The sequence below is a fragment of the Actinoplanes sp. CA-131856 genome, assembly GCF_050956135.1.
GTDB lineage: Bacteria > Actinomycetota > Actinomycetes > Mycobacteriales > Micromonosporaceae > Actinoplanes.
Genome location: NZ_CP191849.1, coordinates 1,751,657 through 1,772,014, shown reverse-complemented (window position 1 = coordinate 1,772,014; position 20,358 = coordinate 1,751,657). Strand labels below are relative to the sequence as shown.

Annotated in this window: 23 protein-coding genes; 8 read left to right on the top strand and 15 right to left on the bottom strand. The window is 68.3% G+C overall.

Annotation, left to right across the window (positions count from 1 at the left end; translation table 11 throughout):
* Positions 1-231: 231 nt before the first annotated feature.
* Positions 232-747, bottom strand: coding sequence for a hypothetical protein (locus ACQP2X_RS08555; protein ID WP_498695559.1), 516 nt, complete (start codon positions 745-747; stop codon positions 232-234).
* 311 nt (positions 748-1,058) lie between these two features.
* Here ACQP2X_RS08555 and ACQP2X_RS08550 point away from each other — a divergent pair, with 311 nt between their 5' ends.
* Entirely contained in the window at positions 1,059-1,880 is an 822-nt protein-coding gene (locus ACQP2X_RS08550) for a hypothetical protein (protein WP_498695557.1), read from the top strand.
* Positions 1,881-2,633: 753 nt separating this feature from the next.
* Here ACQP2X_RS08550 and ACQP2X_RS08545 read toward each other — a convergent pair.
* On the bottom strand, positions 2,634-3,824 hold the full coding sequence (locus ACQP2X_RS08545; RefSeq protein WP_498695555.1) for an epoxide hydrolase family protein: 1,191 nt from the start codon (positions 3,822-3,824) through the stop codon (positions 2,634-2,636).
* 157 nt (positions 3,825-3,981) lie between these two features.
* On the opposite strand from ACQP2X_RS08545, the gene ACQP2X_RS08540 reads away from it, so the two are divergent.
* The 4 genes from ACQP2X_RS08540 to ACQP2X_RS08525 all read left to right on the top strand — a co-directional run bounded on the left by ACQP2X_RS08540 (position 3,982) and on the right by ACQP2X_RS08525 (position 7,914).
* On the top strand, positions 3,982-5,259 hold the full coding sequence (locus ACQP2X_RS08540) for a glycoside hydrolase family 18 protein (RefSeq protein ID WP_498695553.1): 1,278 nt from the start codon (positions 3,982-3,984) through the stop codon (positions 5,257-5,259).
* Positions 5,260-5,362: 103 nt separating this feature from the next.
* Positions 5,363-5,599 carry a DUF3311 domain-containing protein gene (locus tag ACQP2X_RS08535; protein ID WP_498695552.1) on the top strand — a complete coding sequence of 79 codons (237 nt, stop codon included), beginning with the start codon at positions 5,363-5,365 and terminating at the stop codon, positions 5,597-5,599.
* Entirely contained in the window at positions 5,596-7,239 is a 1,644-nt protein-coding gene (gene mctP / locus ACQP2X_RS08530; RefSeq protein ID WP_498695551.1) for a monocarboxylate uptake permease MctP, read from the top strand. The genes ACQP2X_RS08535 and mctP overlap by 4 nt, the downstream gene beginning before the upstream one ends.
* A gap of 84 nt (positions 7,240-7,323) precedes the next feature.
* Positions 7,324-7,914, top strand: a complete 591-nt coding sequence (locus tag ACQP2X_RS08525; protein ID WP_498695550.1) for a class I SAM-dependent methyltransferase — start codon at positions 7,324-7,326, stop codon at positions 7,912-7,914.
* Here ACQP2X_RS08525 and ACQP2X_RS08520 read toward each other — a convergent pair.
* Positions 7,899-8,285 carry a VOC family protein gene (locus ACQP2X_RS08520; RefSeq protein WP_498695548.1) on the bottom strand — a complete coding sequence of 129 codons (387 nt, stop codon included), beginning with the start codon at positions 8,283-8,285 and terminating at the stop codon, positions 7,899-7,901. The two genes, ACQP2X_RS08525 and ACQP2X_RS08520, sit on opposite strands and share 16 nt — an antisense overlap.
* Before the next feature lie 144 nt (positions 8,286-8,429).
* Here ACQP2X_RS08520 and ACQP2X_RS08515 point away from each other — a divergent pair, with 144 nt between their 5' ends.
* Positions 8,430-9,581, top strand: coding sequence for an MFS transporter (locus ACQP2X_RS08515; RefSeq protein ID WP_498695547.1), 1,152 nt, complete (start codon positions 8,430-8,432; stop codon positions 9,579-9,581).
* Here the strand turns inward: ACQP2X_RS08515 and ACQP2X_RS08510 are convergent.
* The 10 genes from ACQP2X_RS08510 to ACQP2X_RS08465 form a co-directional block, all read right to left on the bottom strand.
* On the bottom strand, positions 9,558-10,418 hold the full coding sequence (locus tag ACQP2X_RS08510) for an aminoglycoside phosphotransferase family protein (protein WP_498695545.1): 861 nt from the start codon (positions 10,416-10,418) through the stop codon (positions 9,558-9,560). The two genes, ACQP2X_RS08515 and ACQP2X_RS08510, sit on opposite strands and share 24 nt — an antisense overlap.
* The gene (locus ACQP2X_RS08505) at positions 10,415-10,861 is read right to left on the bottom strand and encodes a DUF4231 domain-containing protein (RefSeq protein ID WP_498695544.1); all 447 of its coding nucleotides are present in this window, start codon (positions 10,859-10,861) and stop codon (positions 10,415-10,417) included. The genes ACQP2X_RS08510 and ACQP2X_RS08505 overlap by 4 nt, the downstream gene beginning before the upstream one ends.
* 336 nt (positions 10,862-11,197) lie before the next feature.
* Entirely contained in the window at positions 11,198-11,320 is a 123-nt protein-coding gene (locus ACQP2X_RS08500; RefSeq protein ID WP_498695543.1) for an SHOCT domain-containing protein, read from the bottom strand.
* Between the two features lie 59 nt (positions 11,321-11,379).
* Positions 11,380-11,646, bottom strand: coding sequence for a hypothetical protein (locus ACQP2X_RS08495; RefSeq protein WP_498695540.1), 267 nt, complete (start codon positions 11,644-11,646; stop codon positions 11,380-11,382).
* A gap of 62 nt (positions 11,647-11,708) precedes the next feature.
* On the bottom strand, positions 11,709-12,485 hold the full coding sequence (locus ACQP2X_RS08490) for a DinB family protein (RefSeq protein ID WP_498695539.1): 777 nt from the start codon (positions 12,483-12,485) through the stop codon (positions 11,709-11,711).
* A gap of 42 nt (positions 12,486-12,527) precedes the next feature.
* Positions 12,528-13,637: a bifunctional RNase H/acid phosphatase gene (locus ACQP2X_RS08485; protein ID WP_498695538.1), complete on the bottom strand. Its 1,110-nt coding sequence runs from the start codon at positions 13,635-13,637 to the stop codon at positions 12,528-12,530.
* On the bottom strand, positions 13,634-14,368 hold the full coding sequence (locus ACQP2X_RS08480) for a zinc ribbon domain-containing protein (RefSeq protein ID WP_498695535.1): 735 nt from the start codon (positions 14,366-14,368) through the stop codon (positions 13,634-13,636). Before ACQP2X_RS08480 ends, ACQP2X_RS08485 begins: the two co-directional genes overlap by 4 nt.
* Positions 14,365-15,195, bottom strand: a complete 831-nt coding sequence (locus ACQP2X_RS08475; RefSeq protein WP_498695534.1) for a Nif3-like dinuclear metal center hexameric protein — start codon at positions 15,193-15,195, stop codon at positions 14,365-14,367. The genes ACQP2X_RS08480 and ACQP2X_RS08475 overlap by 4 nt, the downstream gene beginning before the upstream one ends.
* A 28-nt stretch (positions 15,196-15,223) precedes the next feature.
* Positions 15,224-15,757, bottom strand: coding sequence for a flavoprotein (locus ACQP2X_RS08470; protein ID WP_498700858.1), 534 nt, complete (start codon positions 15,755-15,757; stop codon positions 15,224-15,226).
* A 70-nt stretch (positions 15,758-15,827) separates the two neighbouring features.
* Positions 15,828-17,060 (bottom strand): helix-turn-helix domain-containing protein, encoded by a 1,233-nt coding sequence (locus tag ACQP2X_RS08465; protein WP_498695532.1) that lies wholly within the window; start codon positions 17,058-17,060, stop codon positions 15,828-15,830.
* Positions 17,061-17,301: 241 nt separating this feature from the next.
* Between ACQP2X_RS08465 and ACQP2X_RS08460 the strand changes: the two genes are divergently transcribed.
* Complete coding sequence (locus ACQP2X_RS08460; RefSeq protein WP_498695530.1) at positions 17,302-17,991, top strand: bifunctional DNA primase/polymerase; 690 nt, start codon at positions 17,302-17,304, stop codon at positions 17,989-17,991.
* 45 nt (positions 17,992-18,036) lie between these two features.
* On the opposite strand, the gene ACQP2X_RS08455 is transcribed toward ACQP2X_RS08460, so the two are convergent.
* Positions 18,037-18,627, bottom strand: coding sequence for a helix-turn-helix domain-containing protein (locus ACQP2X_RS08455; RefSeq protein WP_498695528.1), 591 nt, complete (start codon positions 18,625-18,627; stop codon positions 18,037-18,039).
* Between the two features lie 47 nt (positions 18,628-18,674).
* Here ACQP2X_RS08455 and ACQP2X_RS08450 point away from each other — a divergent pair, with 47 nt between their 5' ends.
* The gene (locus ACQP2X_RS08450; RefSeq protein ID WP_498695526.1) at positions 18,675-19,490 is read left to right on the top strand and encodes an NAD(P)/FAD-dependent oxidoreductase; all 816 of its coding nucleotides are present in this window, start codon (positions 18,675-18,677) and stop codon (positions 19,488-19,490) included.
* On the opposite strand, the gene ACQP2X_RS08445 is transcribed toward ACQP2X_RS08450, so the two are convergent.
* Positions 19,453-20,295, bottom strand: a complete 843-nt coding sequence (locus ACQP2X_RS08445; RefSeq protein ID WP_498695525.1) for a hypothetical protein — start codon at positions 20,293-20,295, stop codon at positions 19,453-19,455. The two genes, ACQP2X_RS08450 and ACQP2X_RS08445, sit on opposite strands and share 38 nt — an antisense overlap.
* Positions 20,296-20,358 lie beyond the last annotated feature (63 nt).

Genomic DNA, 20,358 nt, shown 5'->3' with positions numbered 1-20,358 from the left:
GGCAATAGACGGTGGACTAGTCAATAGAGCACTCGTCGGATCGCTGCGGCGAGTGACCTCTTCTGTGTCAAGGAACGATCATTGGGGTATTAGCTAGCAGCGTCATAGCGGTTAAGCTGCGGGAACAGTCCGCCACCGTCCGCGGGCGTCCACGAGGGTTAGCCACCGGTTGTCACCCAATCAGCCACTCAGTTGCTGCCAACGGCTACTGCAAGTCGGCCCCCGTCAAGCCTAGAGAGGCTCGCGGTTGCCCTGTCGTGAATCGACGCGGTCATTGATCCGCTCGATCCACCGAACGACGGGATGATCACCGACCGGTTGCTGGACCTTTGTCGATGTCGCTCCGAAAGCCGTGCTGATTTGGACGCGAACGAAGTCGCGCCAGCGGATCCGTCGTCTGCCGAGAGCTTGATCAAACACGTCCGGGGGAAGCATCCAGCGCGCTGACGAGTGCGCCGGCATTCGATACGGCAAGGGCGGACCGTCAGACACCGTATAGTCGATCATCGCCACCGGCTGGTCGGACAGTCCTAGCGTCGAGTTGCCTACCCATAGAACCAAAGCGTCGACAGTGATGTCCGATCGGCTCCGGTTGTCTGCCGTCACACAAAGCCAACCGGCGTCCCCTACGCGCACTCTCCTCGCGTAGATCTTGAGACGTCGTCCGCCACTACGCCATGCCGCTACAGCGACCATGAGAGAAGCCGTCGAGACCACCGCCGCGTAAGCCGCAATCATGAGCGTCATGGTGTCAGCGTCGCACGCCCTGCCAAGCCAGCTACGTTCCAAGGTCATTTTCGAACATGATGATCAACGCAGAATGATCTCGTAACCTTTGGGGCGACTGACTCCTTGACCCCCAGGGCAACCGGCAACGTGAGGGTAACTGGGATGACAGCTGCCTTGGCCTACGTCTTCTGTTCGCGAGCGTCCATAGCTATCTTGTCTAGGGGCCTCGTCGCACGTCGACGCTAAGTACCAGTGCGCATCAACGATGTTGACCGATCCTTCACATCTGTCGGGCTTGATCGATCGCAATCCTTGTAAGATCGCTCGTCGTGGAACCTACGGCTGCCCTGCGATCGATCGAGACTGCCCTACGACTACTGATCTGTGACGTTCTTGGAAGCCCTGGCTGGCTGGCGGCCCCCGGCGCGCCAAGTGAGGACCGCCTGCGGGAACGGCAGGCCGAGGAAGCGAAGCGTCGCGATGGCGCAACAGCATCTCAAAATCTCATCGACTACACCGAGACCTATCACCTTACAACGCTCGTTGTGAAGAACTGGGAAAAGTTCCAGCCAGCACTAAATGACAAAGCAAGGACCGTGGCCTACTTCGGCATTATTAATGATGTGCGTAACAGCGTAGCGCATAGCCGGGACCTCGTTTCTTTCGAGCGCGATTTGATCTCTGGAATTGCTGGTCATTTACGTAACCAGATTTCGCTCTATAGAAGCACGAAAACAGCGTCCGCGAGATACTACCCCCTAATTGAGGATCTTAGGGATAGCTTTGGTCGCGAAGGTCAATCTTATTTCACCGACCAAGCATTCAGACCTGTAATCGGTCCGCGAATTGAAGTGGGCGACATCCTGACATTCATGGGAACCGCCTTCAACGCCAAGGGAAGGCGAACACGGTGGGAAGTTCGAACATCGAAGCACTATCATCAATTTACCGCACCAGAGAATGTGGTTGCGGAAGGAGACTCCGTTTCCTTTGACTACCTCGTTAAGAGCCAAGATGTCGACGAAAAGTTCATCATAGATATCCGCATCGTTGCCGATTCCAAGTACCACCGAGTTTCTCTCGGCGATGAAGCTTATGACGATATTCGCATTTTCACATACTCGGTCAATCCGCCGCCTGACGAGGACTGAGCTTCCACCCGAATTGCTTGTTGCGAAATCTCGGTTCATACGTTGAGCCCGCTCGCACTAGATACAGTACGTCTCAACCACCCCGTCACCCTCGACCCGCCCCACGTGGGAGCGGGCCGCGCCGGCGCCCGCCGCGTCAAGACAGCCTTGACGCTAGGCACCTAGGCCGGCGGGGTCTGCTCGGCCTGTCCGGGGCAAGGGCGACGGAGAGTGCCGGAGCGCCCCCGCCGGAGGCGCAGTGACCGCAACGCCGGATCTCAGCTTTCTTCGCGCTACGGCCGGAGCGGGCAACTTCGCTCGCGTCGTCCGGTCCGTGCCGGTCGGCCGCTGAACATTTCCCACCGTCGAGCACACCATTCGCTGTCGGTCCCGGCGGCCCTAGTCGTCCGCTGTGTACGCCAGCGGACGGGCGTGGCATGGCCGCCCGCCCCACCCGGCCGGCCAGGGGCGACCATGACGCCCTGGTCGGCGGCATGAGCGGCCCGCTTCGGGCCGCCTTGACGAACAGAAGTTTGAACAGGATTAGGCGGCCGACCAGCCACTCTTCGTCGAGCGGACCTACGCCCGACGATCGACAGACGTAGGTCCTGCCCTCCCCTGCGCAGACGTACGCCTCAACCACAGGCGGCGAATCATGCCACTGGGCAGCTCAGCCGAGAAACTTCCGGCCTCGAATTAGGACGGAGGCGATCGGTCGATCCGCGCATGATCATCGCTGAGTCCGACGTATAGGCCGTCTCGTCTGCCGCGCTTTCAAGATTGTCGTACTGGGCGGAAGGCGGCCCGCAGCTCGGCGGCGAACAGCTCTGGCTCCTCCCAGGCGGCGAAGTGGCCTCCCCGGTCGGCCTCGTTGAAGTAGGTCAAGGTTGGATAGATGGCTTCGGCCCAGCTGCGTGGGGCGGCCCACAGCTCGCCCGGGAACGTGGTGAAAGCTACCGGGACCTGGAGGGGTGGGGGTGCCTGGCCTGTGGCGGCGGCGCGGAAGCGGCCGAACTCCCAGTACCAGCGGGCGGCCGAAGCGCCTGTGCCAGTGAGCCAGTACAGGGTGATGTTGTCGAGGATGCTTTCTCGGGTCAGGCCGCCTGTGGGCTGCTTGTCGACGAAAGCTCGGGCCATCTTGTAATAGCTGTCGGTGTCGTGGTCGAGCATCCAGGCGGCCAGGGCTACCGGCGAGTCCAGCAGGGCGTATCCGATGGTCTGCGGGCGGGTTGTCTGCTCCAGGAAGTAGGCGAAGCCGTCCGTGCTGAACGTCATGACCGCGTCTCGGGCTGTGCGCTCCTGGTCGGACGTGGCCGGCAAGTGGTTCACGAGGTCGAGAGCCGGGGCCAGCAGGTTGACGTGGATGCCGAGCAGACCGTTGGGGCCCTGCCGGCCCATGAAGTCGGTTACGGCGGCGCCCACGTCGCCGCCCTGGGCCACGTAACGCTGGTAGCCGAGCCTGTTCATCAGCTCGGCCCAGGCGCGGGCGATTCGGCCGTTCTCCCAGCCGAGCTCGGTTGGCTCGGCCGAGAAGCCGTAGCCGGGCAGGGACGGCAGCACCAGGTGGAAGGCGTCCTCGGCCCGCCCGCCGTACGCGGTTGGATCGGTGAGAGGCCCGACCGCGCCCAGCAGCTCCACGACGGAGCCCGGCCAGCCGTGGGTCATGATCAGCGGCAAGGCGTCCTCGTGTGGTGAACGCACGTGAGCGAAGTGGATCCGTACGCCATCGATCTCTGTAGTGAACTGCGGGAGGGCGTTCAGCCTGGTCTCGAAGGCGCGCCAGTCGTGATCCGCCGTCCAGTAGCGGGCCAGCTCCTGGAGTGCCGCCAGCTGAACCCCCTGCGAGCGGTCGTCGACCAGCTCGCGGCCGGGCCAGCGCGTCGCCGCGATCCGGCGGTGCAGATCGGAGATCGCCTCCTCCGGGGTGTCGAGCCGGAAAGGACGGATCTCACGGTCGCCGGACATGCTCGCCACCTGCCGATTCGAGAGGTCGGTAAGTGGCCCATCGTCCCGCTTCTCAGTTTTCCCACCTCATCCCTGACGAATGAACGCGCAACCATTGCTTCAACGCAGTGAGACCTCTAACTTCCTCGATTAGGAAACTTTCTTTCCTGGAGGACTCATGCGCGGTTTGAAACGCCGTCTCGTTGCTGTGGCCGCCCTGGCCGCGGTGGGGGCCACGGTTGCGGCTACGCCTGCTCAGGCGGGCGGCAAGTCATACGTCAAGGTCGGGTACTTCACGCAGTGGGGTATCTATGGCCGCGATTTCCAGCTCAGCAAGGTGCAGAGTTCCGGCGCGGCCGCGAAGCTCACGCACCTCAACTACGCGTTCGGGCCGGTGACGGCGGACGGTGTCTGCGCCAGCGCCGACCCCTGGGCCGACTGGCAGACCAGCTTCGACGACGCGCACAGTGTGGACGGCGTCGGAGACGTTGCGGGGCAGCCCATCGCGGGCAACCTCAACCAGCTGGCCGAGCTCAAGAAGAAGAACCCCAAGCTGCGCGTGCTCATCTCGCTCGGCGGGTGGACCGGATCGGCGTACTTCTCCGATGCCGTTCTCACCGACGCCTCGCGCAAGAAGCTCGTCAGCTCCTGCCTCGATCTCTGGATCAAGGGCAACCTGCCCGGCCTACCCGCGGGGGTCGCCGCGGGGATCTTCGACGGTGTCGATCTCGACTGGGAGTGGCCCGGGTCCGAGGGCAACGCCGGCAACATCATCCGGCCCGAGGACAAGCGGAACTTCACCCTGCTCACGGCCGAGTTCCGGGCTCAGCTCGACAAGCTTTCCAGGACCACCAAGCACCGGTACGACCTGACGGCCTTCCTCCCGGCGGCGCCGGCCAAGGTCACGGCCGGGTTCGAGGGCGACAAGATCTTCAAGTACCTGGACTTCGCGACGGTGCAGGGGTACGACTTCCACGGCTCCTGGGAGACCCGCGCCAACCAGCAATCCGCCCTGTTTGTCCCGAAAGGAGCGCCCGACAATCCCGACTTTTCGGTCGAGGTGGCGATAAATGCCTGGATCAAGGCGGGGGCGCCCCGGAAGGAACTGGTCCTGGGTCTGCCCTACTACAGCCAGGGCTGGACGGGCGTCACGAACAAAAACAACGGCCTCTTCCAGCCGGCCACCGGACCGGCGCCGGGGATCTTCGCGGCCGGCACCGAGGACTACAAGACGGTGAAGACGCTCGAAGGCTTCAAGCTCTACCGCGACTGGAAGAGCGGGCACGCCTGGCTGTTCGACGGCACGACCTTCTGGACGTACGACGACCCGGCCCAAATGATCCAGAAAGCTCTCTACATCCGGGCCAAGGGCCTGGGCGGCGCCATGATGTGGTCACTCGACGGTGACGACGCCAACGCGTCACTCACGAAGGCGGTTTCCGCCGGTCTGCGATAAGCCGTTCGGCGCACGACCGAAACCGCTCGGCGCACGGTGATCGCCCGATTTGACCCCTCCTCGTTAGCGTGACGTACAGCACAAGCGCTGATGAGGAGGGGCCATGGCGGAACCTGAAGCCACCGAACCCGAGAGCAAGCCCCGCAACGACAGCAGTCCGTGGAACTGGCTGCTTCTCATCCCGATCGTGGTGCCGGTCCTGACGTTCCTCTACAACCACGACGAGCCGCGGCTGTTCGGCTTCCCGGCCTTCTACTGGATCCAGTTCCTGTTCATCCTGCTCGGCGTGGGCACGACGACGATCGTCTATCAGATGACGAAGCGGGGACGCCGGTCATGAGCGACCACATCACCGAGATCGTCATCTTCACGCTGCTGTTCCTGCTGGTGAGCGGCATGGGCTTCGTGGCCGCGAGGTGGCGCGCCCCCAAGGACATGGCGCACCTGGACGAGTGGGGCCTGGGCGGGCGCAACTTCGGCGGCTGGATCACCTGGTTCCTCGTCGGCGGTGACCTCTACACGGCGTACACCTTTGTCGCCGTACCCGCACTGATCTTCGGCGCCGGAGCGGCCGGGTTCTTCGCCGTGCCGTACACCATCATCATCTACCCGATGTTCTTCCTGATCCTGATCAGGCTCTGGTCGGTGTCGCACCGGCACGGCTTCGTGACGCCGGCCGACTTCGTGCGCAGCCGGTTCGACTCGCCCACGCTGGCCCTGGTGGTCGCGATCACCGGCATCGTCGCCACCATGCCGTACATCGCCCTCCAGCTCATCGGCATCGAGGCGGTCCTCAAGACCATGGGCGTGACCGGCGACAGTGTGCTCGCACGGCATGCGCCCATCATCATCGCGTTCGCCATCCTGGCGGCGTACACCTATCAATCGGGTCTGCGGGCCCCGGCCCTCATCGCCTTTGTCAAGGACGCGCTGATCTACATCGTGATCCTGGTGGCGGTGATCTATCTGCCGACGAAGCTGGGCGGGTGGGGCAGCATCTTCGACGCGGCCGAGGCCAAGTTCACGGCCAGCCCGAACCCCAACGACGGCATCACCCTCAACGCCAACAACCAGCTGCAGTACATCACCCTCGCGGTCGGCTCGGCGCTGGCGCTGTTCCTCTACCCGCACAGCATCACCGGCGTGCTGGCCAGCAAGAACCGCAACGTGATCAAGCGGAACATGTCGGCCCTGCCGGCCTACAGCTTCCTGCTCGGGCTGCTCGCGCTGCTGGGGTACGCGGCCATCGCGTCCAACGTGAAGCCGCTGCCCGGGGCCACCGCGGGCACCGTCGACAGCAACACGGTCGTGCCACTGCTGTTCGACATGCAGTTCCCGGCCTGGTTCGCCGGCGTCGCCTTCGCCGCGATCGGCATCGGCGCCCTGGTACCGGCCGCGATCATGTCCATCGCCGCGGCCAACCTGTTCACCCGCAACATCTACAAGGAATATCTGCGCAAGGACGCGTCGCACGCCGACGAGGCCCGCGTCTCGAAGATCACCTCACTGGTGGTGAAGGTCGGCGCGGTCGCCTGCATCGTCTTCCTCGATCCGCAGTTCTCCATCGACCTCCAGCTCATCGGCGGCGTGATCATCCTGCAGACCGCGCCGGCGGTGGCGCTCGGCCTGTTCACGCGCTGGCTGCACCGAGGTGCGCTGATCGCGGGCTGGGTAGTCGGCATGGGCCTGTCGATGTGGATGTTGTGGCAGATCCCGAACCCGGCCACGAAACGCGCCCACTTCGGCGGATCGGCGTTCCCGCTGTCCGAGTTCGGCTTCGACACCAAGCGCACCATCTACGTCGGCTTCGTCACGGTGATCGTCAACCTGCTGATCGCGGTCATCGTCACGCTGATCCTGCGGGCGGCCAAGACCCCGGCCGGTGTCGACGGCACCACCAAGGACGACTACTTCGCCGACGAGGGCGACCCGCGCGTCGACCGCGACCTCACGGCCGTCGAGACGCCGTCGTCCACATGAGAAAGGCCTGACCCGCTCCCGGGTCAAGGAAGGCGCCGCGTCCCTCCCCCCAGGGGCGCGGCGCTTTCGGCATCATGGCTTCCCATGACGAAGGACTGGGTTCAATGGCACGAGGAGTACGACATCCCGGGCTCCTCACTGGCCCGGCGCCTGGCCGTCGTGCAGGACCACCTCCGGGCCGCCCTGGGCCCGGCGCCCAAGGTGATCAGCATGTGCGCCGGCGACGGCCGCGACATTCTGCCGCTCCTGCCGGCGGAGGGCCGGGCCCTGCTGGTCGAGTGGGATCCCGCGCTGGCGCGACGGGCGAGGGGCGGAACCAATGTTTCCGTACGGAATGAGGACGCGGGCACGATCGACGCGTACCTTTCCTTCGCCGCCGCCGACATCGTGCTCGCCTGCGGTGTCTTCGGAAATGTGAGCCCCGGGGACGTCCGCCGGACCATCGAGGCCCTGCCGATGCTGCTGACACCCGGCGGTCAGGTCATCTGGACCCGGGCCGGCGACGAAAGCACTTACGTGCGCGCCTGTTTCGCCGAGTCGGGCTTCGACGAGGTCGCTTTCACCGAGCCCGCGGACGCTCGTTTCCGGGTGGGCACGCACCGGTTGTCGGCGGCTCCGACACCACCGATTCCCGGCACGCGCCTCTTCCGGTTCCTAACTCAGTCGTCCGTGTAGAGGCAGAACGGATGGCCGGCCGGGTCGAGCATCACCCGTACCGTCTCCTGGGGTTGATAGCCGGCCTCCTCCGCGCCCACCGAAATGGCGTGCGCGACGGCCTCCTCGAGGTCGTCGACCTCGATCTCCAGGTGCATCGACATCTGCGGCTTTCCCGCCTCGGCCGGCCACACCGGCCGTACATATTGCTTCTCGGTCTGGAACCCGAGGTTGTATCCCGCGTTGTCGGACGGCGCGACCGCACCGCCCAGACCGTTGTCCGCCGGGTAGAAATTCCAGCCGAGCAGCCGCGAGTAGAAGCGTCCCAACTCCACCCCGTCCGGCGCGTCCAGGGTCACACCCCACCACTGCTTACGGCTCCTGAGCGGCACCAGCGCCTCCTATCTACCGTTTTGCGATCCCAGATCTTTATTCAATCCAGAAACGACCGGCGTCGCGAGCCGTTCCGCTGTGACAGTTGTCAATTCCTCTCGGGGCGTAAATGCAGCATGCACGGCCGTCGTTAGGGTCAGAGCATGATCGAGAGGAAGGCGCGGGTCGCGACGTCGGCGATCTTCGCGGCGCACGGGGCCGTCACCGGGACGTTCGCGGCGCGGGTGCCGTGGGTGGCCGACCACGTCGGGGTCGGGCCCGGTGGGCTCGGCGTCGCCCTGCTCATGCCGGGGGTGGGCGCGCTCATCGCGATGCCCCTTTCGGGGCGGCTCGTGCATCGGTTCGATCTGCGTTCCCTCGTACGTCTCCTCATGCTCTGCTGGTGTGCCGCGCTCCTGCTCCCGGCGCTGCCGACCTCGTTGTGGGCGCTCTGCCTGTGCCTGATCGTCTACGGCGCGGCGGCCGGCGTGGCCGACGTGGCCATGAACGCGCACGCCGTGCTCGTCGAGGAGCGCTACGGGCGGTCGGTCATGTCGGGCTTCCACGGCTGGTGGAGCATCGGCGGGCTGGCCGGCTCGGCCGTGGCCGTGCTCGCGACCCGGGCCGGCCTGTCCGCGCCCACCCACTTCCTGATCACCGTGGCCGCCCTGGCCGTGGTCGTGCTGACCGCCTCGATGTGGCTCATTCCGCACCGGCCCGCGGCCGACTTGGAGGAGCCGCCGGCGTTCGCGCTGCCCACCGGCCGGGTGCTGACGATCGGCCTGATCGGCCTGTGCGCGGTCTTCGCCGAGGGGGCCAGCCTCGACTGGGCCGCCGTCTACGTCCGCGACCTGCTGCACCACCCGGCCGCCACGGCCGCCGCCACCGTCGCGATCTTCTCGGTGTGCATGGCCGCGGCCCGCTTCGGTGGCGACTGGGTCGTCCGTCAGCTGGGCCCGGTGACCACGGTCCGCATCTCGGGGGTGTGCGCGACCGTGGGCGCCCTGACGATCGTCCTGGCCGAGCCGGTGGCGCTGGTCATCGCGGGGTTCGGCCTGCTCGGCGTCGGCATCGCGGTGGTCGTTCCGCTGGTGTTCGCGGCCGCCGCCCGTACGGAGAGCAGCCCCGGCAAAGGCATCGCCGGGGTGGCCGGCATCGCGTACGGCAGCGGCCTGATCGCCCCCGGCATCATCGGCGGCATCGCCCACGTGTCGTCGCTGACGGTGTCGTTCGGCGTCATCGTGGCGCTGATGGTCGTCATGACGCTGGGCGCGCAGGTGCTCCGGGTGCGCTCAGCGCAGCCGCGGCTCCAGTAGGGCCGCCACCTCGATCGCCCGGCTGCGGGCCTGACCGGACGCCTCGACCGTCCACACCTCGGACAGCACACCCATGACGAATCCCCAGGCCACGACCCGGTCCATGGGCTCGATCTCGGCCAGCTGCTCGATCCGCGCCGGCACCAGATCGAGCAGGGCCGGGTCGTGCCGCTCCGGATCGGGGTTGTAGAGCATCGCCCCGCAGTCGTAGCCGGGATCGCCGATCAGCGGCGACGGGTCGATGGCCAGCCACGGCTCGCGATCGGCCCGCAGAACGTTGCCGTGGTGCAGGTCGCCGTGCAGCACGGTCTCGCGGGGCGCGTCCGCGCAGAGGTCGTCGAAGAGCTCGGCCGCCCGGTCGACCATCCGCTGAGGAATCGGCCCGCGCCGGTCATAACGCTCGAATCCCCCACGCAGCGTGCGCAGGTGCCGCAGGGTGCGTTTTTCCGGGGGTACGACATGGAGCCGCTCCGCCGTCTCGACAAGCACCGCGGTGGCCTCCGCGTCGTCGTCGAGCGCGGCCACAGGCGTACCGGGAAGGGCTTGCTCGATCAACAACGCGCCGCGAGCCGCGTCCTCGGCCAGAAGCCGCACGGCGCCGCGCCCATCGAAGATCCGCAGGGCTTCGGCCTCAGCGTCGAGATGCCCGTCCGGGACGCCGAGTTTGAGAACGCCACCGCCTTTCACCGTGGCCACCCAATGAAAGGTCATGGGCAGAAGCTCGTCGACGTCGACGCCCCATTCACGGCTCACGTCGTCGATCAGCGCGGGCAAATGGTCGAGCCACCGTTCGCCTTCCGCGCCCCAGTTCTCGACGATGTTGCGCCGGAAGCTCACTGCTCGGCCGCGGAGATCTCGCGGGCTTCCTGAGCCGTACGCCGCAATCCCACCCACCCCTGCGTCTCGGAAAGCTCGAGCTGCTTGGCCGCCTGAACGAAGACAGCTTCCCGCTCCGGCTTGTCGTAGTCGCCGAGCCGGTGCCGGAAACGGGCCCATTCCGCTTCGAGCTGCACGAGCGTCTCGATGTACCGGATCCAGTTGTCGTGCCACCGGAAAAGCGTCCGAAGCCCGGTCAGCACCACGACAAGTCCACCCAGGACAGCCGGCACGCGGGCATCATCGGTGAAGGCGACACTGGCCGGAATGGCCGCCGCGAACACGATCAGCAGAGTCTCGGAAACCTGATAAGACCGACGAGCCGTCCGGGCGTACGCCAGATAGCGCTCCCGCGCGACCCGATAGACCTCGGCCGCACTGACGTCGTCATCCCCTTGCGTCATGCGTGACAGTATCCATCGTCGATCCCCTCCCGAATCGCCCGAGCCAGAGCGGCCTGACTCTCCTCGGTCACCGACAGCACCCCGTTCTCCGACATGAGAGCGTGATAATGCTGCCAATGCAGGTGAGCGTTCCGCTGCCGGCTCCCCCAAACTCATCGAGTACATCCGCTCGGTCGGAAGAGCCGCCTCGATGGCCCGCGCGACCCGGTGCACGGTCCCTTCCGAGAAACGCGCACACGAAGCAGGGCCCTTCGGTGGACCGCTTGATGTACGCCTCGAGGTCGTACTCCGGCCTGGCACTCATGGCGCCCCTCCTGCCCGCCGTCACGCGACGCGTCAGAGACGGCTGAGCAGCTCCGCCTTCTTCGCCGCGAACTCCTGATCGGTGAGGATGCCGGCGGCGTGGAGCGAGGCCAACTTCTCGATCTGCGCAACGACGTCCGTCCGAGGCGTGGCCAAGGCCCTCGACCGTCGGCTGGGCCGAGCGTTTCGAGTACGAGCTTCGATAAGCCGTGCGGTCAGTCGTCCTCGTCGGTCAGTTCGGCCAGCAGCTCGGCCGCGTCGCTGTTGCCGGCGTCGGCCAAGCGGCGCAGTTCCTCGGTGTCGCCGCGCTCGCTGGCCAACTGCACGAGCTCGTCCACGGCGGCGCCGCTTCCCCCGTCCGCGAGCCGGCGCAGCTCGGCCATGTCGCCGCGCTCACCCGCCAACTCGACCAGCTGATCGACCGCGTCCCGGTCTCCGGTGGCGGCCCGCTCGCGCAACTCCGACAGCTCAGAATCCGTCATGGCTGTTCAGCCTAGGCCGATCGCGCGAGGGCGTCCGGCCGTACGACGTGAATGAAAGGGCCTCAGGCGTGCCGTGCTTCCAGTACGGCCAGGTCGCGCTCGGCGTAGCGACGATGCTCCCACTCCTCGTTGAGCACGGTCAGCAGGCATTCCCGTACGGGGAAGGTCTCGTTGGGCGGCGGCCAGCCGAGCCCCTCGACCGGTTTGGTCTCGGAGGCCAGCAACTCCTCGGTGAGACCGTCGATGACCCGCCGCACGGTGGCCATGCGGTCGAGCCGGAGCGCGAGCGTCTCGTCGAGCGAAGGACGGGCCGCCCGATCGCGGGGAACGCCCGGGGTGTCCTCCATGCCGTCCCACGGCAACGACAGCGGATGCCACGGCGAGCGTTCACCGAGCATCGCCCGCGACACCCAGGACTCCTCGGCGAAGGCCAGATGCCGCAGCGTCTCTATGAACGACCATTCCCCGTCGACGGACTCGTGCAGCATGGCCTCCGGCAGCCGCCGCGCCCGCTCGACCGTCCCGGCCCATCGTGTCTCGACCAGATCCCAGGCCTCGCGGAAGCCGTCCGGATCCGTGGGCCGCATCTTCACCCGTTCGGGTTCCCGACGATCCATTTCCGCCTGTACGAACGGAGCGACGTCCACGCCGTTGATCACCAGCGACTCGACCTCGCCGTTGATGTCGACCCTTCCGATGTACACACCCCGCATGGTCACGTCGTAGAAGTTGACCTCCCGAAACCGGCTGCCGGCCAGGTCGACGTCCCGCAGCTGGGCGCCCTTGAGATTGACGTGCTCGAAGCGGGAGCCACTCAGATCTCCCTCGAAGTCAGCCATGCGGGCACGCTATCCCCAGTTCCGGACGAAAGCCTTCCTGATTCAGCGCAGGTGGGCTGTCTCGTTCACCGAGCGGACCGCGATGTTGCCGTCGGGCCAGACGTCCATGGTGGAGACGCCGGCCGCGTCGAGGAACAGGCGGTGCAGGAAGGCGTCCGACGCCGCCAGGGCGTCGCGCAGGATCAGCTTGATCGGGGTCACGTGGGAGACCAGGACGACCACGCCGCTCGGATACGAGTCCAGGACCGCCTGGAGGGCCGTCCGGACACGCTTGGCCACGGCCTGGAAGGACTCGCCGCCCGGCGGGGCCACGCTCGTCTTCTCCAGCCACGCCGCCATCTCGGCCGGCCAGCGGTCGTTCACCTCGGCGAAGGTCAGGCCCTCCCAGTCGCCGAAGTCGCACTCGATCAGGTCGGGGATCACCGTCACCGGAACGCCGCCGACCTCGGCCGAGATCAGCTCCGCCGTCCGCACGCAGCGCGAGAGTGGTGAGCTGACGATGGCCGTGACGTCGCGGGAGATGCCGGCCACCCGGCCGCCGGCCGCCATGGCCTGGGCCTCGCCCTCGTCGGAGAGGGGCACGTCGCCCCGGCCCGAGTAGCGGCCCTGCTTCGTCAACGCCGTCTCGCCGTGGCGGACCAGGATGAGGCGGGTGGCGTTGTCCAGCGACGGCGGCGCCCACGACCGGGGAGCCGGGGTCGCCGCGACCAGGTCCTCCGCCACGACCTCGCGCACCGGCTTGCCCGCGGCCTCGTCCATGGCCCGGTTGGCCAGGGCGTCGGCCGCCTTGTTGCGCTCGCGGGGGATCCACTCGAACGAGACCCGCTCGAACTCGCTGACCAGGGCGGCCGCCGCGGCGGCCAGGGGGCGCAGGCCCGCGTTCTTGATCTGCCAGCGGCCGGACATCTGCTCGACGACCAGCTTGGAGTCCATCCGGACGTCGACCTCGGTCGCGCTGAGCTCACGAGCGGCGCGGAGGCCCTCGATGAGGCCCGTGTACTCGGCCACGTTGTTCGTGGTCACGCCCAGGGCGCCGTACCGCTCGACCAGCACCTCGCCCGTCGGGTGGGCGCGGACCACCGAGCCGTAGCCGGCCGGGCCCGGGTTGCCCCGGGACCCGCCGTCGGCCTCGATCGCGACGCGCAGGCTCACAGGCCGGACTCCTTGGTGCGGACCATGATGCGGCGGCACTCCTCGCAACGCACCACGTCGTCGGCGGCTGCCGCCTTCACGCGGGCCAGGTCGGCGCCGTACAGCTCGATGCGGCAGCCGCCGCAGCGGCCCGACTGGAAGAGGGCGGCGCCCAGACCCGAGTCGAGGCGGATCTTGTCGTAGAGGGCGACCAGGTCGGCCGGCAGGTCGGCCGCGAGCGGGCCCCGCGACGACTGCTTGAACTCCTGCTCCTTGGTGATGTCGGCCAGCGTCTCGTCGCGGCGGGCCTCCGCCTCGGAGCGGCGGGACAGGGCGGCGTCGAGGCGCTCCCGGACCGCGGCCAGCGCCGACTCGGCCGACTCCTTCTGCTCCATCAGCTCGAGCTCGGCGTCCTCGAGCTCGGACTGGCGCCGGTTGAGGGTGGCCAGCTCGTGCTGGAGGCCCTCGATCTCCTTGAGGGCACCGCCGGCGTCGAGCCGTTTCTGGTCGCGGTCCTTGCGGATGCGCACCTGCTCGATGTCCTTCTCGAAGCGGCTGATGTCGCGCTCGAGGTCGTCGACGGCGACCTGGGCGCGGACCCGCTCGTCCTCAAGCGCGGAGAGCTCCCGCGACACCGTGTCGATCTCGGCGAGCTCGGGCAGCGTCTTGCGCCGGTGGGCGAGCTGGGCCAGGGCGGTGTCGACGGCCTGCAGGTCGAGCAGGCGGCGCTGGGCTTCCGGGGAGGCCTTCACGGCAGGGGCTCCTTCTTTCGAAAAAGGGTCCAGGGGTCGGTGTCCAGGTCGGACACGACGACGTCGAAGCCGAACTCGCCGCGCAGCCACGCCGCGACGTCGTCGAGCCAGGGACGTTCCGTCGCCCAATGGGCGACGTCGATCAGCGCCGGGCCCTCCCCGGCGACGTGTTCGCTCGCCGGATGGTGACGAAGATCAGCGCAAAGGTACGCGTCCACGCCCGCCCGCGCGGCGTCGGCCAGGAAGGTGTCACCCGCGCCACCGCAGACGGCCAGGGTTCGTACGACCGATGAAGGGTCTCCCGCCGACCGCACCCCGGCCGAGGTAGCCGGAAGCCGTGAGGCGACGAATCCCGTTAGTTCCGACAGATCCATCGGCGGATCGAGCACGCCGATCCGGCCGAGGCCGCGGCCGCCGTCGGACGAGGGGACCAGAGGCCGTAGATCGCGCAAACCGAGACGCAGCGCCAAGGCGTCCGAAACGCCCGGATTGGCCACGTCGGCGTTCGTGTGCGCGACATAGAGAGCCACATCCGACCGGATCAGCCGGTGGATGATGCGGCCCTTGTACGTGTCCGGGGCGATCGTCGACACCGGCTTGAGCAGCAACGGGTGATGGGCGACGATCAGATCGGCCCCCACCGAGATCGCTTCCTCGGCCGTCTCGGGCACGCAGTCGACAACGCACAGGACCCGCCGCACGGGGTGCTCGAAGTCGCCCAGCACCATGCCGACCCTGTCCCAGGACTCGGCCCACTCGCGGGGATAACGCCTGTCGAGCGCGTCGATGACGTCCCGGACGGTGGGCACGGCGGCATTGTCGGTCACGGCCGACAACTCTATCGGGCTTCGGGTGCTAGCCCACCGCACCCGGCTCGACCGAGCGGCCGCTCATCGTCACCGGGTTGCTGACCGCCTGGAGGGCCCGCCGCCACGGGAACTGCCCCCGGTAGCGATCGGTCTGGCCGGGCCCGCCCAGCCGGCACACGTCCTCGCCGTACAGCACGTGCACGCCCCAGTCCCGCAGTTTGGCCAGGCTCTCGTGCAGGGCGGGATGAAGGGCCATGACCTTGTTGGTGTACGGCACGACGGCCGTCGGCACGCCGTATCCATAGCCCTCGACGAGCAGGCCGAGGACAAGTGTGTCAGTGATGCCGACGGCCCACTTGTTGACGGTGTTCACCGTCGCGGGCGCGACGATCATCGCGTCCGCGTCGGGCAGCACGTCCGGGTCGCCGGGGCTCTTGTAGTAGGTACGCACCGGATGGCCGGTCTGTGCCTGGAGCGCCTCCACGTCGACGAACTTGCGGCCGTCGGGCGTGGTGATCACGCAGACCTCCCAGCCTTCCGACTGGGCCAGGGTGACCAGGATGCCGACGTCGCGCGCCATGGGAGAACCACAGACCAGGACGTAGAGCACGCCGGGTGCGGGGTTGCCGATCGTCACCTGCGGACCACCCTCATACGCCGACTCCCATCTGCTCGGCCAGCTCCGCGATCGGAGCCGGTGGCGCGCCCCGCGTACGGCGGAGCACGTCGGAAAGGACCTCGTGGGCGAGCGGCCGGCAACGGATCTCCGACGGGGCGAGCCGGTCGCCCTCGAGGAGCATCTCGCTGGCCTTCTCGATGTTGCCGATCTGCGTGTAGCCGCGCGCGATGTCGAGGAAGTGGTGCGCCCGGCGTTCCGGCAGCATGGCGTTGAAGCCGACGATGTCGAGGCTCTCGTGTGCCTCCACCGCGGTGCGGCCGTCGCCCAGCTCGACCGCCGTGGCGCAGCGGTGCAGCTGCACGTTGGTCGGGCCGAAGCTCGTCCAGTAGTGGTTGAAGTCGCCACCCAGCTCCTTCGACGCCTGATCGGCGCCGCAGAGCAGGTCGCGCACGGTCGCGCTGTCGCCGATACGCGCGGCCGCCATCGCCCCGTTGAGCAGCAACATGCCGTACACCGAAAGCCTCTCGCCCTGGCCCTGGGGTCGATCGAAGCTCGGCGCGAGCCGGTTCGCGATGTTGACGTTGACCTCGAGCGCCGGGCGGACCCGGCCGAGCGCCAGCAGCGCGCTGCCCACGCGATAGGACGCCAGCCCGGCCAGGAGCTGGTCGCCGGCCCGCTGGGACACGGCGATCGACCGGTCGGCCGCGAGCCAGGAGAGCTCGTGCTCACCCACCTTGCGCAGCGCCGACGAGGCGATCTGGTAGACCTGCCCGAGCAGGTGGGCCGCGTCCTTGGCCTCCGAGCCGGTGGCGTAGGCGCTGTCCGCCGCCTGGGCGTCGCGCAGCAGCTTGGGCAGCATCCTCGCCAGGACGCCGTACTTCGCGTGCTGATAGGTCAGCCAGGCGTGGCTCACCGCCTTGCGCATCTCGACCAGCGGCGGCGAGTGGGGCACCGCCTGGAAGAACGCGCTCATCTGGTCGTAGCGCTCCAGGGCGGCGCGGATCTCCTCCACCTCGACCTGGTCGATGCAGTTCTGGGTCTCCGGACGCCGTTCCACGTCCTTGCCCAGCAGCAGCTGGACGTCCACCTGCAGGACGTCGGCGATCTCGTAGACGACGGAGAACTTGTCGAGCCGGCGGACGCCTCGTTCCACCTTGTCGACCCAGCTCTTGGACTTGCCCAACCGGTCAGCGAAGACCTGTTGGGACATCTTGCGCCGGCCGCGCCAATAGGCGACGCGGCGGCCGATCGGCAGCTCGTCCACGGTGCCTCCCCCGACTCGCCCGGCGACCCCCGCCGGCGAGCCCTTGTGTCATCTGCAGTCTGAACCCTTCACGTGTGCTCACGTCGCACAGCGTGTGTGATCGCCTGCTCACCGATGCTCGTAGTTTTTGTTGCAACTTGCAAAGGGTGGATCTGCCGGAAACAACGATGCGTGTCGCGCTTGGATACGGCACACGGAGCTGATATGGCGCCGTCCCACCCAGATCGGGGGTTATCGAACCATGCAGTGGACCGTCAGTCGGCCGTTCGTACCACCCGCGATCCTCGAGATCGTCGACCGGCAACGCCTGCGGCGGGCCGCTCTGCGATACGCCGCGCACGGCTGGGCGGTCACCCCCGGCGCCCGCCTCGCCGGGCACCGGTTCGTCTGTGGACGGCCCGGATGCCCGATCATGGCCTGCCATCCCGCGCTGGAGTCGTGGGAGGACAGCGCGAGCGCCGACCCGGCCCAGGTGCAGGCGTGGTGGCGGCATCGGCCGCACAGCGTGCTGCTGGCCACCGGGCGGCTGTTCGACGTGCTGGAGGTGCCGGCGGCGCTCGGGCTGCGGGTGCTGGGCACGGCCCGGCTGCACACCGGAGTGCTGGGAGTCCAGCGGGCGGACGCCCGCGGCCCGGTCGCGGTGACGGCGGCCGGGCGGTGGATGTTCCTCGTGCGGGCCGGCGTGCCGTTGCGGCCCGAACTGGACCATCGGCTGGACGTGGTGCGTCATGGGACCGGCTCGTGGGTGCCGGCCGCGCCCAGCCGGATGATCGAGGGCCCGGTGCGGTGGGCCGTGCCCCCGGAGCAGGCACAGTGGTGGCTGCCCGACGCCGAGGTCGTGCAGAACCTGCTGGTGGACGCGCTCGGCACGCTCCCCGAGCGGCACGTCACGGTCCCCAGACAACTGTCGACCACCCGTCGCAGCACATGAACATGATGGCTAACCACCCTAGTCCCGTGACGAGGGCGGGAGAAGTCACTCGTGCGGGTGCTTTCGCGATTTGGCACGAACGTGGATCCGGGCACCCTGCCGGTCGAAGATCGTCAGGAACTCGACGGCCTGCCCGTCGGCGCTGCCGAACCAGTGCGGCACCCGGGTGTCGAACTCGGCCGCCTCGCCCGGCGGGAGCACTAGGTCGTGCTCGCCGAGGATCAGCCGCAGCCGGCCGCTGAGGATGTAGAGCCACTCGTACCCCTCGTGGGTCTTGGGCTCGGGCACCTGCCGCTCGCCGGCCGGGATGAGGTGCTTGAACGCCTGCGGACCGCCGGGCTGCCGGGAGAGCGGGACGATCGTCTGGCCGAACGCGCTGATCGGCCGCGCGTAGACCCGGGGATCGCCGGTGGGCGGGGCCCCGACCAACTCGTCCAGGGGCACCCGATAGGCACGGGCCAGCGGCAGGAGCAGCTCGAGGGTGGCCTTGCGCTGACCCGACTCCAGGCGCGACAGGGTGCTGACCGAGACGCCGGTGGTCTCCGACAGCGCGGTCAGCGTGATCCCGGCCTTCTTGCGCAGCTGTCGCAGCCGGGGGCCGACCTCGGCCAGGACATCGTCTTCTTTTGCCGTCATGGCAAAGATGTTTCCGCATTTCGGCATGGTGTGGCCACCATCGGGTCATGACTTACGACGTGATCGTTATCGGGGGCGGACCGGCCGGGCTGAGCGGCGCGGTGGCCCTGGGCCGGGCGCTGCGCTCGGTGCTGGTGATCGACTCGGGGGCGCCGCGGAACGCGCCGGCCGACGGCATCCACAACTTCCTCACCCGGGACGGGATGACCCCGGCCGAGTTCCACGCGGCGGGGCGGGCCGAGGTCCTGAAGTACGGCGGCGAGGTGATCGAGGGTTCGGTGGTCTCGGTCCGCCCGGGCTTCGAGGTTCAGCTCGCCGACGGCGCGACCTTCCAGGCGAAACGCCTGCTGATCACCACCGGGCTGGCCGACCGGCTGCCGGACGTTCCGGGCCTGGCCGAGCGCTGGGGGTCGACCGTGCTGCACTGCCCCTACTGCCACGGCTACGAGGTTCGAGGTAGGGCCATCGGCGTCTTCGGGGACGCGGAGAAGGTACGCCTGTGGAAGCAGTGGAGCTCCGACGTCATCCCGCTGGCGGTGGATGAGGTGGCCTCGGTGGAGGACGGAGGCGTACGTCTGAAGGACGGCCGCTTCGTGGAACGTGACTACCTGGTCGTGACCACCCGGATGGAGGCGCGCGGGGGATTCCTGGACGAGATCGGGCTCAAGCCGGTGGAGCACCCGATGGGCATCGGCACCTACGTCCCCGCGATCGACCCGTCCGGGCGTACCGAGGTCCCGGGGGTCTGGGTGGCCGGCAACGTGGCCGACCCCATGGCCCAGGTGATCACCTCGGCCGCGGCCGGGCTGACCGCGGGCGCGATGATCAATTTCGACCTGCTGCCAGCTCTCGATACGCCGTGATCACGGCGTCCGTGCGGTCGGCCAGCTCCGAGTGGTCCACCACGGTGGCCGGGGCGAGGCCGGCCAGGGCCAGCTCGGCGTGCCGGGCGGCCTCGCCGATGTGCCGCTCGCGCAGCAGCGACTCCTGGGCCAGCGCGGTCCGGTCGAGGCCGCGCAGGATCCGGTTGACCTCCCGACCGGCCTCGCGCCACAGCCGCTCGGCCTGATCGCGCTGCTCGGACAGGGCGGACAGGGCCGGGCTGCCCTCGGGCACGTCCCGGGCGGGCACGGCCGCGAGGCCGGCCCGCAGGCGGCGGAGCTCCTGGCGGCGTACGAGAAGGGTGGCCAGGTCGTCGAGAGCACCGGTGAGGGAGTGGTCGGCGGCCGGGTCGACCATGCCGGGCAGCGCCGGCCAGGCGCGGCGGACGCGGCGGGCGACGCGGACGGCCCGCTGGAAGACGGCCCGCTCCTCGGCCGCGACCAGCACCCGGGCCTCCGGGTCGCGGGGCAGCTCGAAGTCGGTCTCGGCGGCGGCCCGGGCCTGGCGGCGCCAGACGGCGGCGACCGTCGCGGCCGAGGCGAGGGCCGGCAGCCACCACGGCGCGCCGGCCGCGGCGGCCAGAGCGGTCAGGAAGGCCAGCGGGAGGCTCAGGCGGCAGGCGAAGGCGGTGCGCTCCTCGCGGGTGGCGCCGCTGGGGGCCACCGGCATCATCTCCGTCACCGATCCGGCGCGGTGACGGGTGGCCCGGCCGGCGCGGGCCTTGATCGGGTGTGCGCTGACGACGATCTTCGTGGCGTCGATGCCGACGTACAGCTCGCGGTCCATCGACGCTCCTTCGCTCGGGATGTCCGGGCGGGCCCGATCGCCAGGGGGAAACCGGTCGGGGCC